Here is a 17,297-nt window from a genome sequence, read left to right as displayed (position 1 = left end):
ACAAATTCACATTACTATGAAAAATTACATTTTTGGATATGGTTCCTTGATAGAAACACAGTCAAGACTCAGAGATGCGCCGATGGCAAAAGTAGCTTTTCCGGCAATTGCTTTTGGGTTTCAACGTGGTTGGTATGCGCGCATGCCAGAAACACTTGCAAGTATTTCTCCAACGTATTTAGGCTGTTATCCCGATAGAGAAAGTCATGTAAACGGTGTTATTTATGAAGTCACCGACAGTGAATTGGAAGCTACAGACGGAAGAGAAAAAGGCTATACACGAAAGAAAGTAACACATATTGAAGAGTATTATAAAATTTTAGAGCCTGGAGATACGGTTTGGATTTATGTAAATGATTTTAGTGGTATTGTAGCGCCTCCAAGTGCGTATCCTTCAAAAGATTTTCCTATTGTACAATCGTATGTAGATATTTGCATTAATGGCTGTTTGGAGATTGAAAATAGTTTTCCAAAAGCCAAAGAAGATCATTATACCATCGATTTTATTCGTTCTACCATTGGTTGGAGTGAATGTTGGGCAAACGATCGCATTTATCCGAGACGACCATTTATTTATGAAAAAAATGCCTTTGCGATCGATAAAATCTTAAAAGAAAATTTACCCGAATGCATATACGATAATATTTATATTGAATAAATATATACCATTTTTAGTTTAACGATCGAAAAATGTCATCGAAGCAATTACGGTGGCATTTTTTATTATTTCAGTATAAAATCTAAGGTTTTCTCATAAAAAAGTTTTCATTTTTATATTTTGCAGTGTGAATGATTTTCTGATGAATCATTTTTTTTGATCACCATCTTTGCAACTATGAAGAAAAAATTAATTCTTGTTTTAGGTCCTGTTATCTGTTTGCTGTTTTTTTTCAGTCCATTTCAATTCATCAGTCCTGAAGCTGATAAAGTAATTGGAGTCGCTTTATGGATGATTTTATGGTGGATTACAGAAGTAGTTTCTATTTCTATTACTGCGTTAATTCCGTTGACTTTTTATCCTTTATTAGGTATTATGCCGATCAAAGAAGTAGCTGTGAATTATGGGCATCCGATCATTTTTCTGTTTTTTGGCGGATTCGTATTAGCATTAGCGTTAGAAAAAGTAAACTTACATAGACGCGTTGCTTTGTCTATCATCAAACTCACAGGAACAAGTCCCAACAAAATCATTCTCGGTTTTATGTTGGCGACTGCATTTTTAAGTATGTGGATTAGCAATACAGCAACCACCGTTGTCATGCTTCCTATTGCCTATTCTGTCATCGAATTATTGATTCATGATGAAGATGGTTTTACCAAAAAAGATCGAAACTTTGCGTTGAGTATTATGTTGGGAATTGCCTATTCTGCAAATGTTGGCGGTATTGCAACCTTAATTGGAACGCCACCAAATATTGTATTGGCTGGTTTTATGGAAAGCGAATATAATTATAGTATCTCCTTTTTAAAGTGGATCATTGTTGGACTTCCGTTTGCCATTATTATGCTCTTCTTTATTTATTATATTTTAACCAAAGTGATGTATCCAAACCATTTGGCTTCGTTTGAAAAATCGAAAGATATCATTGATGCAGAGATGAAGAAACTTGGTGAAATTAGCAAATCAGAAGTCATTGTATTGATTATTTTTATCACTGCAATTGTACTTTGGATTGGAAAAAATTACATCAACAGTCTATTCCCAAATTTAGCTTTAAGTGATACTACAATTAGTATGCTTGCTGCATTTGCTTGTTTTACATGTACGCACAAAAATACGGCTGTATTAGCTTGGGAAGATACCAAACGATTGCCTTGGGGAATTTTATTATTATTTGGTGGCGGACTCGCCTTAGCAAGCGCTTTATCGAATGTTGGAATTATTGATATGATCGGAGCTGCTGTGAGCAACAATACTTCCTTAAGCATATTGCTTATTTGCAGCATTTTAATCGCTGTTATGTTATTTATGACCGAATTGATGAGTAATGTTGCTTTGATTGCCATTTTTGCTCCTATGGTTGCAGGTGTTGCTATAGGATTGAATATTGAACTTTTACATATTTTAATTCCTGTGACTATGGCTTCTAGTTGTGCATTTATGTTGCCGATGTCCACGCCGCCAAACGCCATTGTATTCGCCAGTGGTCATGTAAAAGTAGCACAAATGGCGCGTGCTGGTTTTTTATTGAACATTATTTCAATCATTTTACTCATCGTATTTTTTCAGTTTGTGATTCCTTTGGTTTTTTAAAAATCATTTTGCTGTTACACATCCTTTTTTGCTTTTGTAAGGACTTTCACTTACATTTATCCTAACCCTAATATTTTACCAAATGCGCCGCTATTGTCTTCTTTTTATGGCTTTTCTATTGCAGTCTGCAGTGAGTTTTGCACAAGAGAAAGATTCCACCGTAGTGGCATTAGAAAAAATAGTAGCAGAAGCACCGAACGATTCACTCAAAGTTTCCGCTTATCTTACCTTAGGAGATTATCAATTGCGACGCGATTTTAATAGTGTGTCTGCATACTTAAACGAAGCTCGAAAAATCATTAAATCTTCATCAAAAAAGTACAATTCGGAACTACATGAAGCCGAAATTTTACAACAATCTGGTTTAATTCAGAGAAGACGTGCTAATTATTCTGAAGCGTTACGAGACTATTACAAAGCCTTAAAAATCTTTGAGAAATACAACGATTCCATAGGTTTGGCTTCTAGTTGTAATAATATTGGGAATGTGCTTATCTATCAAAAAGAATTTGAAAAAGCTAAAAAAATACTCCGCAAAGCCATTACAATCAATACAAAATTAAAACGTCCAAGAAGTATTGGTCATAATTACAATATACTTTCAAGAGCGTACAAAGATGATACTGAAATAGATTCTTTAAAGTATTTTTTTGATAAAACCTTAACTCACTATAAGGAAGCAAATTATGAAGAAGGCGTTCATCAAGTAATGTCAAATATTGGAAACTTGTATGTTAGAGAAAAACGATACGAGGAAGCGCTGGAATTGCAATTAAAAAATCTCGCTTATGTAACTAAAATTGGAAAAAAAACGGCGATTGCGGCTTCTCATTATAATATTACAAAAATTTACATCTCATTAAAAGAATACGACAAAGCATTATTTCATATAAATACATCGCTGAATATTGCCAAAACTGAAAAAATGGGACGTCGGTATTTTTTGTCTTTTCGAAGAAGAAGTCTCATTTACAATAATTTAAAAGATTATTACAATGCGTTGGAAGATTACAGAAGGTATAGCAAAGCACGCGATAGTATTTTAAATTTAGATAAGATTAAAGAAATTCGTGAAATAGAATTGAGCTATGCTTTTGAGAAAGAGCGTTATATGGACAGCATTCAGTTTACACAAGAGAAAGATGTACTCATGCTTAAAACAGAAAATGAGTCGCTTCAAAAAAAGTGGTATCTCGCATTGTTGATCATTACTTTATTCATCATTGTTGCGATTGTATATTTTGGAAGTAAATATTTTAAAAAATTACGCCTTCGAAAACAACTAGAAGCACAACAACTAAATACAAAGATTGATCAATTGAGTACTGAAATCAGTTCTAAAAAAGAGGAAATTTCAGAATTGGTGGCAGAAACGATCATACATCTGAATACCAAAGAAAAAATTACCGAAAACCTCAACAAACTTTCCAAACAAGAAGAAGGGATTTCTTTAACCGGAATTCTGGCTGAATTGAAAGCCGATAAACTAGAAGATGGAAAACTAGTATTGCTCAAAGAAAATATTGAAACGCTCAATTATGAATTCCTAAAACGACTTCGCGAAAAACATTCAAATTTAACCAAAACAGACATTGAGGTTTGTTCTTTTATCAAGCTTGGATTGTCTCGAAAAGAAATTTCTGAACTTCGAAAAACGAGTTTAGAAGCCATAAAATCGACACGTTTTCGATTGAAAAAGAAATTAAATCTATCTGCACAAGATTCTTTAGACGATTTTATAAACTCTATATAATCAATAACTTAAACTTATTGCACCCTATTCTGCACCCTATAATTTCTTTTTTAAACTAAGAAATCTTCCTAGTATTGCTTCATCAATAACTGATACGATACTATGCAATGAAAAAGCTTCCATCGCTCCTTCAAAATTTATTTTCTAGAAAGAATAAAAAAGCTGCTTCTTTGGAAAAATTGAAATCTAAAACAGAAATCATGAAAGCCGAATTAGAATCATTATCACAATTTGAAAACTTTTTAAAAGAACTCAACAACAAATCATAACCTATCATTCTATTCTTATGAAAAGAAACCTATTTTTTATCTTAGTATGTGCTGCCTCGTACATGTATGGACAAACCTCTTGTCCTTTTGATGAAAGTCTATTTTCTGGCACGCTTACAGTAACTACTGCTGGCGCCTCAAAAACAAAAGCTAGTGACGCTACTTCCAATTACAGATTTGGAGAACGTGTTGCTATTGACGGAAATATCGCTGCAGTTGTTTCACGTAGCAATGCTGCTGCCGCTGGAAAAGTATATATTTTTACAAATGATGGTTCAGGAAACTGGACAGAACAAACCATCATATCTGCCAGTGATAGTTTTGCTGGAGATAATTTTGGTTCTGCAGTAGCTTTAGAAGGTAATTACTTATTGGTTGGCGCACGTTCGCAACTAGATGCTGCCGATGTAGATACTGGAGCTGCGTATTTATTTGAATATAATGGTGTAGATACGTGGACTCAAGTAGCCATTTTTGAACCTAGCGATGGAACTACTGGAATTCGTTTTGGAGAAGCTGTTTCTATTGAAGGTGATTTAATCCTTGTAGGTGCAAGAAATGGATGCATTGGTGGATGCGCGTATTTATATGAAAATGATGGAACCAATACATTTACCTATACCGAAACAAAATTAGAGCCGCAAGTACAATCTAACTATTCAGGCGCACGATTTGGTCATGATGTATTAATAAAAAATGGACGTGCGTATGTTAGCGGACCTCAAGATTTTTCTGCTGTGGGTAATGCCTCTGCTGGATCTGTTCAAATATGGGATCAAGCAAATGATGGAACTTGGTCACGTACACACAGATTAAGAGGTACTGAAACTACAGAAGCTTTTGGATGGTCTATTGATGTGGAAGGAGATTATTTAGCCATTGGTGCTATGAATTTTGAAACTTCTACAACACCTGAAGCAGATCAAGGAAGAGTTTATGTGTACGAAGCAGATATAAATGGTGATTATTTAGAAGCCAATAGCGTCATGATTCAAAATGATGACAAAGATAGTTTTAATGATCAACGTTTTGGAACTGATGTCGCTTTGGATGGTGAATATTTATATGTAGGAACTTTTGGAAATGGAGCAATCAATTCAGATGCATTGTATGTATTTAAAGATGATGGTACCAATAACTGGACACAAATATCAAAAATAACTTCTGGTGCTAGTTGGGATGAGTTCGCACACAGAGCGGTTGCCGTTTCTTTTCCTTACTTATTAATTGGTCAAAATGAAGATGATAGTCCAAGTAATTCTGGAGCTATATATTTTGTGCCGCTGGCAAATACTGTAACACCTGTAGCTTCTGTTACAGAAACAGTTGGCGTGAATGCAGGACAAAGTAACGGAATTATAAAAGTAAGTTTTGATGATGAAGCTACAGAAACACAAATTAAATTTAGTGTAGATGGTGGTACAACGTATCCGCATGTTTTTAATGATGATGCGGGCACTGCCGATATTACAAATCTTGCTATAGGAACCTATGATGTTTGGGTAGCTTTTAATGAAAGCTCCTGCCCTATTAGTTTGGGAAGTTTTGACATTAATGAAATACCATATACTACTATTCCAGATGCCAACTTTGAAGCTGCATTGGAAGCTTTAGGATATGATGATATAAGTAGCGACGGACAAGTCCCTACTGGGCTGATTGAAGTTGTAACTACTTTAGACGTAACAAATCAATCTATATCGGATTTAACAGGTATTTCAGACTTTACGGCATTGGTTGATTTGAATTGTTCAGACAATTCACTGACTTCTTTGGATGTAAGTACTAATATGAATTTACAAACCTTAGAGTTTGATAATAATGCTATTGCATCGTTGACGCTAGGAGCAAATACAACACTAGATTATATAAGAGGAAGATACAATCAGCTCAGCACAATTGATATTAGTCAAAACACCAATCTGACATTCCTAAATTTAAGAAGCAATCTATTTACAACAATTGATGTTTCCAACAATACGCTACTTGAAACCATTAATCTTCGTGATCAGACCAATCTCACAGGCATTGATATTACCAATAATGTCAATTTAAAATTTTTATACTTTCAAGATACGGGCATAAATAGTTTAGATGTTTCTCAAAACAACTTATTAGAAATCTTAAGTATACTTAGGGCTAACATCAGTAGTATTGACGTTTCAAACTTAACTGCATTAACACAATTAAGAGTTTCGGATAATAACTTAACAACCTTAGATGTTTCCAACAATCCTGCACTAACACGTTTAGAATGCAGTAACAATAATTTGACATTCTTAAATACTAAAAATGGAAACAATACCGCTATTTTAGATGCGGATTTTAACGCTTCAGGAAATAGTGCTTTGACGTGTATTTTGGTAGATGATGCCGCTTGGAGTACTACAAATTGGACAAACATTGATACTGGAGTAGCTTCCTTTAATGATACGTATTGTCGCTACACAGCCATTCCTGACACTAATTTTGAAGCGGCATTAGAAGCTTTAGGGTACGATGATATTTCTGCAGATGGACAAGTGCCAACAGCGTTAATTGAAGTGGTAACTTCTTTGGATCTACAAAGCAAATCGATTAGTGATTTAACAGGAATTGAAGACTTTACAGCCTTAATTACGTTAGATGTTGATAGAAATAACTTAACTCAGTTACATCTATCTAATAATATTGCCTTAGAGACACTAATTGCCAATCAAAATGACATCACTTCTATAGATTTATCTCAAAACGTAAACTTACAAATTATAGACCTAGGAGCTAATCAACTTACTGCACTTGATGTTTCTGCAAACACTGCCTTAACCAGACTGGATTGCCCTGCAAATAATATTGTAACATTAGATGTAAGCAATAATATTGCGTTAGAAATATTAGAAGCATTTGAAACAGACATTGCAACGATAGACCTAAGTGCTAATATAAACTTGAAAAAATTACGCTTATACAAAACAAATATTACAGCAATTGATGTTACTAACAATCCACTATTGGACGAGTTACGCATTGACAATACTGATGTAAGTACACTAGATATTACCAATAACGTTCAACTTGATTGGCTAAAAGTAAACGGTTCATTAATTACTTCATTAGATCTAACTAGCTTAACGGTTCTGACAAAGTTTGAAGGACAAACGGGAATCTTAGAACATATTGACATCAGAAACGGAAACAATAGCAATATGACCACGTTTAACGTGACAAATAATAGCAATTTAAACTGTGTATTAGTAGACGATGCTGCCTATAGTACAACTTACTGGACACAAGTTGATACAGGTTTAATTTTTTCTGAAACCTACTGTCGCTACACTGCCATTCCTGATGCGAATTTTGAAGCAGAGTTAGAAGCGTTAGGCTATGATGATATTTCAGCAGATGGACAAGTACCAACAGTATTAATTGAAGGAATTACAAGTTTAGCGCTTCCAAATAAAGGTATCAATGATTTAACAGGAATTGAAGATTTTGTAGCATTGACCTCTTTAAACTGTAGACTCAACAATTTAACAGCGTTAGATGTAACACAAAATGTATTGTTAACCACCTTAACGGCTGATAGCAATAATATTACTGCGATTGATCTGTCTAATAACACGGATTTATCCAATCTAAATCTTGCAGGTAGCAATCTAACAACGATCGATGTATCCAATAATACAGAGTTAAGAAAACTATTCGTACAAGGAAATGGTGGATTAGCAAGTATCGATATTAGTAACAATGTTCAACTAGTAGAATTTAGAACTAATAACACAGATATTGCTACTTTAGATTTGAGCGTTCATCCTGATTTAGAATTGTTAGAATGCTACGGATCACCACTTGCAAGTATTGATCTCTCTAATAATCCTTTGTTGGAAACAGTACGCTTAGAAAACACGAATATTACTGCCTTAGATTTGACTAATAATACAAATCTTATAACGTTACGTGTCAATGATACAGCTATTGAAAGCTTAGATCTAAGCAATCAAACGGCTTTACAAAGTTTATATGCGAACGATACAAGTTTAAATTACTTGAATGTACAAAATGGGAATAATGCCAATGTGACTACGTTTATAGCAGATAACAATCCAAATCTAACGTGTATTTTAGTAGACGATGCTGCGTATAGCACTACATACTGGACAGATGTGGATCTAACAGTAACATTCAGGGACGGAGCTTATTGTAGATATACTGCTGTTCCAGATGCAAACTTTGAAGCACGTTTAGAAGCGCTAGGTTATGATGATATTTCTGCTGACGGACAAGTACCAACTGCGTTAATTGAAGTGGTAACAACCTTAGACATCAATTCGCAAAGTATTGCAGATATTACGGGAATTGAAGACTTTACTGCTTTAGAAGAATTGTATGCAACTCTCAATACATTTACGAGTTTAGACCTTTCAAACAATACTGCATTAAAAATACTTTGGACAAAGTTTACACCTATTGCAACCTTAAATCTTAGTGCAAATACCAATCTTGAGCAATTGGTAAGCTCTTTCAATAATTTAAGTAGTTTAGATGTTTCTACCAATACCGCATTGACTTATTTGGAATGTAATAACAATTCCATTGACATATTAGATGTTTCAAACAACACAGCACTGTTAGATTTGCGTTGCGGAAACAATGCGCTAACAAGCATTGATCTTAGCACAAATACATTATTAACTACATTTTGGTGCGATAATAATTCCATCACAACGATTGATGTTTCGCTTCAAACGGCATTGACATCTTTTGTTGCAAATGATAACAATTTAACATTTGTAAACATTCAGAATGGGAATAATATGAACGTTACCAATTTTGTAGCAACCAACAATCCTTCGTTAAGCTGTATTTTGGTAGATGATGCTGTCTACAGTACCTCTAATTGGGGAGGAATTGATGTGACCACAAGTTTTAGCGATCAATATTGTCGCTACACAGCCATTCCAGATGCCAACTTTGAAGCACGTTTAGAAGCTTTAGGTTATGACGATATTTCAGCCGATGGACAAGTGCCAACAGCCATTATAGAAACGGTAACAAGTTTAAATATAAGCAATCAAGGAATTACAGATATCACAGGAATTGAAGATTTTATTGGATTAACAAATCTGAATACTTCAGACAATACTATCGGAGTACTTGATATTTCTAACAGTCGAAACCTTGTATCTCTCTCAGCAAATGCTTGTGGATTGTCAAGTTTAGATATTTCACAAAACATCCTATTAGAAAGTTTATCAGCAGATTCTAATCAGTTAACAAGTCTAAATACCACAAATAATACAGCGTTAAAAACTATTGTTGTGTATGGGAATTTGATCGCTACTGCAGATTTTTCTACGAATACAGTATTAGAAACCTTAGATCTATTCCAAAATCGATTAACAACACTTGATCTCAGTAATAATGTAGCTTTAAAAACTCTTTTTTGTGATAATAATGAATTAATAAGTCTGAATGTACAAAATGGAAACAATGGAATCATCACGGATTTCAATGCACAAGGCAATGATGATTTGTATTGTATTTTGGTAGATAATGAAGCGTATAGTAATACCAATTGGGGAAATAAAGATGCGCAAGCTAGCTATAATGAAACGAGTTGTGATTTTGTCATTGTCGATGTGGATGTATTTCTGCAAGGTGCTTTACTCAATCCAAATACGGGAGAAGAAAGCTTAATGCGAGATGATCTTAGAATTGCTGGAGGAACTTATGACGCCAATTCTCCGTATGGTGATGGTGCTTCAATCAATGAAACTGTTGGACTTAGCGATAATGGAAATAATTCTACAGTCGATTGGATTTGGGTAGAGCTACGTGATGCAAGCAATCCAACTACAGTCATTGCTGGAAAATCTGGAATCTTACAACGTGATGGCGATATTGTAGATGTAAACGATGATTTGGTAACACCATTAACTTTTGACAATGTTCCTGCGGGAGATTATCACATTGTGGTAAAACACCGAAATCACTTAAGTATTATGACAGCTTCTGCAATTACGCTAAAACAAATTTCTACGACTGTTGATTTTACAGATGCAAACAATGAAATTACCTATGGAAGCAATGCACAAACAACCTTTGGAATGCCAACGGATATTGTGGCAATGTGGGCAGGAAATGTAAATGGAGACAGCGTTGTACAATATTCTGGAGTAAGTCCTGATACGCCAGAAATTCTATCGAAAGTACTCAATGACGCTGGAAACTTTTTAAACTTTCCAACGTATGTAGTAAGTGGTTACAATGCAGACGATGTTAATTTGGATAACAATACACAATATTCAGGAACAGATCCGGATACGCCATTTATTTTACAAAATGTATTGGCGCATCCAAGTAACTTTTTAGGATTCAGTACGTATCAAATTATAGAACAATTACCCGATAATGAATAAGAACAATCAAAATACAAAAAAGCAATATTTAGTTTTAGTTTACTAGGTTTTTAGTTGTAGTCTAATAAAGGGCAATTAGACATTTGGGGCAACTAAGTATTAAAGCGTCATCGATATTGGTGGCGCTTTCTTTTAAATTGATTTGAATCGTAAAATTCAAAAGAAAACAGAAAAAATTGATAGTAAATCAATCTAGAAAATAGCACTTTCAATTATTAACTACTTATAAAAAGTTATTTTTCCGTTTTCGAACAAGAATTTAATATTTTGATTTTCAACAACTTAAAAACCTGTCCCCCTAAATGTCTCCCCAACTTTTTTTTTCAAAACTATAGTGCATCATACATTTATAAAAGTTTCAGAAAAGCTTCTTATCCTATATGAAGTTTAAATCACATGAATACAAAGATGTTATGATACACCTCTTTAAAAGATTTTTTAAATCGAAAAGGCAAAAAACAAAAACCATTGAAGAAATGGAACAACAAAAACATGAAATGAAAGCACAATTAGAACTTCTGATTGAACTTGAAAAAAAGATAAAGAACAATCAACAATAATCACAAAGTAAAAAGTAACATTAGTTGTAAAGCTATAGAAAAGGCGTCTAGAAACTTTCATGACTAATGATTAAAAGCATCATCTACACAGATGGTGCTTTTTACAACTTTTTAAGAACATTTGAATAAGTCATTAATAATATTAAGTAGGATTTAGTTGCAGTCTAACACTGGGCAAATAGACTTTTGGGGCAACTAATGAATCGAAACGCCATCTTTTATGCTAAGGTGGCGTTTTTTTTAGGAAGTATTTTTTTCAGTGTCAATCACAAAAAACGCCATTCCAAATAGAAATGACGTCTTACAAGATAATCCCCTCATTATGTAACTACCAAAAATTTGTATTAATCATGTTCAGGTAGCTGTTCTGTAATCTGGAATGTGCTAAAATTTAAGAAGTTTCCAGGATGTGCGAGTACGTTCTGTAGAATGACTGGCGTATCTGGATTGGTTCCAGAATATTGTATGTTTCCATCCATATTCAAATCATCTGCAATGTATGCGGTTACCGCAAAGGTTGGGAAATTCAAGAAGTTTCCTGGATCATTCAATACGGTTGATAAAATGGTTGGCGTATCTGGATTCGTTCCAGAATATTGCACCATTGTGTCTCCGTTGACATTTCCTGCCCACATAGCCGTTTTGTTAGGTTGCATTCCAAAAACAGTCTGTGCATTGCTTCCAAAAGTAATTTGATTGTTCGCATTGGTAAAATCGACAATGGTAGTTGCTTGTTTGAGTGTTTCCGAAGTTGCCGTCATCACACCTAAATGATTGCGGTGTTTTATAACGATATGATAGTCTCCAATAGGAAGCGCATCAAATGTAAGTGGTTTTGTTAAATCGTCATTTACATCTACAATATCTCCATCACGCTGTAAAACTCCTGATTTTCCGGCAATGACATTCGTCGGATTGTTTTTATCACGCAATTCTACCCAAATCCAATCGACCATTGAGTTTCCTGCGTTATCGTTTGTGCGAACCAATTCACTAATCATTGCGCCATCTCCATATGGTGAAGTTGCACTGATCAATCCGTTGACGCGTAAATCGTCTCGCATTAAGTTTTCTTCTCCAACATTTGGACCTAAACTTGCTCCTTGTAAGAGCACTTTTGCACTTAATTCAATATAATCACAACTCGTTTCATTGAATGAAGTTTGTGCATCAATTTGTGTCCAATTGGTAGTACTATACGCAGCATTATCAACCAACACACAATACAAATCATCATTCGTAGCTGCTCGGAAGAATGTTACGTTTGCATTGTTTCCATTTTGTACATTCAAAGATGTTAACTCATTATCACTTACGTACATATAGTTTAGGTTTGGAAGCATGCTGAGATCTAAAGTTTTCAATTCGTTAGAAAAACATGTCAATCGTTCCAAATTCACATTGGTGTCAAGAGATAATTCGTTGATATAATTATTAGGAATCGATAAATCGTCTAATAGTATATTATTTGTCAAATCGATCGATGTAAAGTCGTTTCCGCTAACGGCTAAAGTTTCCAATTTTACATTGGCGCTCAGATCTAATTCTGATAAGAAATTTCGTTGCCCAATGATGAATTCTAAGTTTATATTACTTCTTAAATCAATAGCTGCTAATTTGTTATCACTAAAAACTAAAACCTGCAATATGGGAGAATTTCCTATGTTTAAATTTCTAAGCCTGTTGTTATGACATCGTAAATCTTCTAGAAGTGTATGTGTAGAAAAGTCTAGCGTTGTTAATTGATTTTCTTGAAGATCGACATCTCTTAATTTTGTATTTACACTGACATCTAAATTTTCAATATCATTGAACTTAGCATCTAAAATAAATAAGTCTGGATTGTTGCTTAAATCTAGTGCGGTTAATTCATTATGATTGCAATACAACTGCGCTAAACTTGGCGTATTTGTATTCAAATATGTTAAGTCGTTATAGTCACATTTTAAATAATTTAATATTGAATTATTACTTACATTCAGATTGGTAATCGCATTGTTAGAGCAATCGAGCGATAGTAAGGTTGAAAAAGCTTCGATTCCTGTCATATCTACAATTCCTTTGCTGCTTATATCAATATTTAAAGTTGTTCCAGGATTGATGTTTGCTGTAGGCACAAAATCATCCAAGGGACCAGAATCGTAGCCTAAATCAATCAATGCTTGTTCAAAATTATCATCAGGTACATAGGTTGCATAGCCACAATCTTCATTAAAACTTGTTTGTACATCAATGCTCGTCCAATTGGTTGCGCTCCAAGTTGCATCATCCACTTGTATACACGTTAAACTCGGATTTCCTATGGCTGAGAAACCAACAAAATTCGTGTTATTTCCATTTTTAACATTTAGCATTTGCAACGCGTTATTGTCTGCATACAATTCATTTAATGCTACATGAAAGTTTACATTAAATACCATTATGTTGTTATTACTAATATTCACTGATTCTAGTAATGAATTATTAATAATATTGAGTGCAGACAACATGTTTCCGTTTACGTTCAACGAAATAAGGTTTTCGTTAGCGAGTATGTCAAGTGTAGTTAATACGTTTGAAGCACAGTTTAAGTTAGTCAAATTCAAATTATTACGTACGTCTAGTGTTCCTAACGCATTGGACGAGCAGTTGAGTTCTTGTAAAGCTGTAAAGTCTTCGATTCCAGTTAAATCAGTAATTCCTAAATTGCTTATATCTAGTGTTGTAATTACTTCTATAGCGGCTTTTGGCACAAAATCATCTAAAGGAGCTGTATCATATCCTAAATTGATTAACGCTTGTTCAAAAGCATCATCTGGCACATAGGTAAAGTCGTAAGTACAGTTTTCATTAAAGTTGGTATGCGCATCAATATCTGTCCAGTTTGTGGTGCTATATTCTGCATTATCTACTTCAACACAAGTTAAATTATCGTTTTGAGTCGCAAAAAAAGTGGTGAAATTTTCGTTATTTCCGTTTTTCACATTCAGTCTTTCTAAATTATTATCCGAACAATATAGTTGCGTTAATTGTGTATTTAAAGAAAGATTGAGTGCTGTAATATTGTTGGATTCTACATCCAAATATTCTAATGCAGCATTATTATTGACATCTATTTCCGTAAAATCATTACTCCATAAGGACAATGCTCTTAGTGCAGCATTATTTGTAACATCAATAGATGTGATAGCATTAAAACGACAATCCAATATTTCTAAATTTGCATTCCCTCTAATATCTATACTAGAAAGTGCATTGTATCCACAATCCAATTGTACCAATGCTGTAAAATCATTGATTCCTGTTAAATCAGTTATTCCTTTATAAGTTACATTTAGAACAGTTATGGTATTGATATTTGCTGTCAATACATAATCATTCAATGGTCCAGAATCATAGCCCAAATCAATTAAAGCTTGTTCAAAACGGTCATCAGGAACATAGGTATAAAACTGATTGCAATCGGTATTAAAGCTTGTTTGTGTATCAATTGCCGTCCAATTGGTAGTACTATACGCAACATCGTCTACTTCAATACAGGTTAAATCTGGATTGTTGGTTGCAGCAAAATTCGTCATGTTGCTATTGTTTCCATTCTTGATAAGCAATAAGATGAAATTATTGTAAGAACCATCAAAACTGGTCAATTGTGTATGATTATTTAAATCGATCGTAGTCAATGCATTGTTACTTACATTCAACATTTCTAATGCTAAGTTTGTGCTGATATTTAACTCCGACAACAAATTGTCATTCACATCTAAATTTGTAAGTAAGGTATTTGCCGTAATTTGTAAATTTTCAATAGAATTCCCAGAACAGTTTAGTTCTTCTAAAGCTATAAAACCTTCAATTCCGGTCATATCTGCAATTCCCAAATTACTGATATCAAGCGTTGTAACTGTATTAATATTTTCCATTGGTATATAATCATCCAAAGGAGCTGTATCATATCCCAAATTGATCAAAGCTTGCTCAAAAGCATCATCGGGCACATAGATTAAATCGTAATTACAATCTATACTAAAAACTGTTCCTGCATCTACTCCACTCCAATTGGCGGTACTTGTGGCTGGGTCATCTACTTCAATACATGATAGGTTCGGATTGCCCGTTGCTAAGAAATTAGTAAGATTCGGATTCGCACCATTTTTTAAGTTTAGGACTTCTAGGTTGGGACAATTCTGTACATAAACTTCAGTCAACTGTGCATTGGAACTCAAATCAAGAGACGCGTAATCGTTTGTTCCTATGTCTACGACTTGTAAATTGATATTGTTTGAAAGATTGAGTACTGGTATGGCATTGTTAAAAACCCATAATGTTTCTAAGGCTGCGTTTGCGCTTACATCAAGTGAATTTAATTGATTGGCTTGTGCATACAATTCGGTTAAACTTGAATTTGCACTTACGTCTACCGTGGATAAGTTGTTATTTCCAAGCGATAATAATTCTAAACCACTATTGGTACTTACATCAATTGCATTTAATTGATTGTCATACGCTACATAGGTTTTTAAAGTGTTAATTCCTGTCGTATTTATGCTGGTTAACTGATTGCTTCTACACCATAATACTTCCAAAATAGAATTCGAAGTTACATCAATCGTTGTGAGTTGATTCTGATAGCAATACAGATCAATTAAATCTGGATTTGACGATACATCCAATGACATCAATTGGTTTTGACCACAGATAATTTGTATTAGCAACGGATTGTTGCTTGTGTTTAAAGCTGTCAGATTGTTTTCAGTAACCGCAATCGCCAATAAACTGGAATTGTTAGAAATATCAACACTTGACAATTGATTATTGGTAGCACTAAAAATTTGTAATTGTAGTAAAGACGAAAGATCGACATTGGTGAGTTGATTGTCATTACATCGCAAATCGGCAAGTTGCAGATTGTTCTGCACATCCAGACTTGTCAGTTGATTATCATTACAATACAAGGTTTGAAGTGCTGTAAAATCTTCGATTCCTGTGAGATCAGCAATATTTTTCGAACTTACATCCAACGTCGTAATTCCGCTAATATTTGCGGTTAGCACTATATCATCAAGCGGTCCAAAATCGTATCCTAAATCAATCAATGCTTGCTCAAAATTATCATCGGGAACATCCGTGCTCAAAGGATCACAATCTGTACTAAAAGTTACACTTGCATCTACCGCTGTCCAATTGGAAGTACTGTAAGCGGCATCATCTACTTCTATACAGGAAAGTGCTGGTGTATTTGTTACAACAAAAGTAGTAATTGCTGTATTGTTCCCATTTTGTAGGTTTAAGCTTCTTAAATTGATGATACTTTGTGCTCGAAGAATTTTTAATGCTGGATTGTTGCTCAAATCCAACTCTTCTAAAGTTGTTTGATTTGATGCAGAAAAATTCACATATAAATACTCTAATAATGAATTATTACTTACATCTAGTGATACTACTGGAGTTCCGTATAAATTTAAAAGAGTAAGTTCTGTATTGTGACTTAGATCAATTGTTTGGAATAGATTTCCTGCAATTCGCAATACTTTTAATGCTGGAGTATTGGAGAGATCTAAGGTAGCTAAGTCATTTCCAGAACAATCCAATTCTACTAATGTATTGTTACTTACATTCATACTCGTGATATCATTTCCATTACAGTGAAGTATTCTCAATGCTGTATTGGTACTTATATCCAAGCTTGTTAAATCGTGTAATTGCAGGTATATTTCTTCTAAGTTTGTCAATCCCGTAATGTCGATGCTTGTCAAATCACCTGTATACGCTGAAATGAAAGTTAGATTGGTATTGCTTGTAAAATCGATTGTTTGTATTTGATTTTGGGAAAAACGTATTTCTTCAAGCGCTGCAAAATCGGCAATTCCCGTAAGATCGGAGATGTTTTTTTGAGTAATATCCAAATTTATAACGCCGCTAATATTTGCTGTCGGCACAAAATCATCCAAAGGACCAGAATCATATCCTAAATCAATTAAAGCCTGTTCAAAATTATCATCAGGCACATAGGTTTGAGCAAATATCAAAAATGGTAGTATTAAAATTGCGATGAATGGTAGCTTTTTTTTCATGTAAAAAAGTAGG

At 34.0% G+C, this 17,297-nt stretch carries 7 protein-coding genes; 6 read left to right on the top strand and 1 reads right to left on the bottom strand.

The features are described from left to right. Positions 1 to 16 precede the first annotated feature (16 nt). The 6 genes from Q0845_RS19380 (at position 17) to Q0845_RS19355 (ending at position 11,234) form a co-directional block, all read left to right on the top strand. Positions 17 to 658, top strand: coding sequence for a gamma-glutamylcyclotransferase family protein (locus tag Q0845_RS19380; RefSeq protein WP_298516755.1), 642 nt, complete (start codon positions 17 to 19; stop codon positions 656 to 658). Positions 659 to 835: 177 nt separating this feature from the next. Continuing rightward, a complete protein-coding gene (locus tag Q0845_RS19375; RefSeq protein ID WP_298516753.1) occupies positions 836 to 2,254 on the top strand; it encodes a DASS family sodium-coupled anion symporter in 1,419 nt (472 codons plus the stop codon). A gap of 106 nt (positions 2,255 to 2,360) precedes the next feature. Then, positions 2,361 to 4,007 (top strand): tetratricopeptide repeat protein, encoded by a 1,647-nt coding sequence (locus Q0845_RS19370; protein ID WP_298516751.1) that lies wholly within the window; start codon positions 2,361 to 2,363, stop codon positions 4,005 to 4,007. 107 nt (positions 4,008 to 4,114) lie between these two features. Continuing rightward, a complete protein-coding gene (locus Q0845_RS19365) occupies positions 4,115 to 4,276 on the top strand; it encodes a hypothetical protein (protein ID WP_298516749.1) in 162 nt (53 codons plus the stop codon). A 17-nt stretch (positions 4,277 to 4,293) separates the two neighbouring features. After that, a complete protein-coding gene (locus Q0845_RS19360; protein ID WP_298516747.1) occupies positions 4,294 to 10,674 on the top strand; it encodes a hypothetical protein in 6,381 nt (2,126 codons plus the stop codon). A 380-nt stretch (positions 10,675 to 11,054) separates the two neighbouring features. Continuing rightward, positions 11,055 to 11,234: a hypothetical protein gene (locus Q0845_RS19355; protein ID WP_298516745.1), complete on the top strand. Its 180-nt coding sequence runs from the start codon at positions 11,055 to 11,057 to the stop codon at positions 11,232 to 11,234. A gap of 344 nt (positions 11,235 to 11,578) precedes the next feature. Here Q0845_RS19355 and Q0845_RS19350 read toward each other — a convergent pair whose 3' ends face one another. Beyond that, positions 11,579 to 17,284, bottom strand: a complete 5,706-nt coding sequence (locus tag Q0845_RS19350; protein WP_298516743.1) for a hypothetical protein — start codon at positions 17,282 to 17,284, stop codon at positions 11,579 to 11,581. Positions 17,285 to 17,297: the final 13 nt, after the last annotated feature.

The organism is uncultured Kordia sp. (assembly GCF_947489565.1).
In the GTDB taxonomy this organism is placed as follows: domain Bacteria; phylum Bacteroidota; class Bacteroidia; order Flavobacteriales; family Flavobacteriaceae; genus Kordia.
This window is presented reverse-complemented; position numbering and strand designations above follow the sequence as displayed.

What these genes read in the sequence shown, in the direction of transcription:
- Q0845_RS19380 (WP_298516755.1), top strand. Translation starts at nt 17, where the DNA reads ATGAAAAATTACATTTTTGGATATGGTTCCTTGATAGAAACACAGTCA.
- Q0845_RS19375 (WP_298516753.1), top strand. Translation starts at nt 836, where the DNA reads ATGAAGAAAAAATTAATTCTTGTTTTAGGTCCTGTTATCTGTTTGCTG.
- Q0845_RS19370 (WP_298516751.1), top strand. Translation starts at nt 2,361, where the DNA reads ATGGCTTTTCTATTGCAGTCTGCAGTGAGTTTTGCACAAGAGAAAGAT.
- Q0845_RS19365 (WP_298516749.1), top strand. Translation starts at nt 4,115, where the DNA reads ATGAAAAAGCTTCCATCGCTCCTTCAAAATTTATTTTCTAGAAAGAAT.
- Q0845_RS19360 (WP_298516747.1), top strand. Translation starts at nt 4,294, where the DNA reads ATGAAAAGAAACCTATTTTTTATCTTAGTATGTGCTGCCTCGTACATG.
- Q0845_RS19355 (WP_298516745.1), top strand. Translation starts at nt 11,055, where the DNA reads ATGAAGTTTAAATCACATGAATACAAAGATGTTATGATACACCTCTTT.
- Q0845_RS19350 (WP_298516743.1), bottom strand. Translation starts at nt 17,284, where the DNA reads ATGAAAAAAAAGCTACCATTCATCGCAATTTTAATACTACCATTTTTG.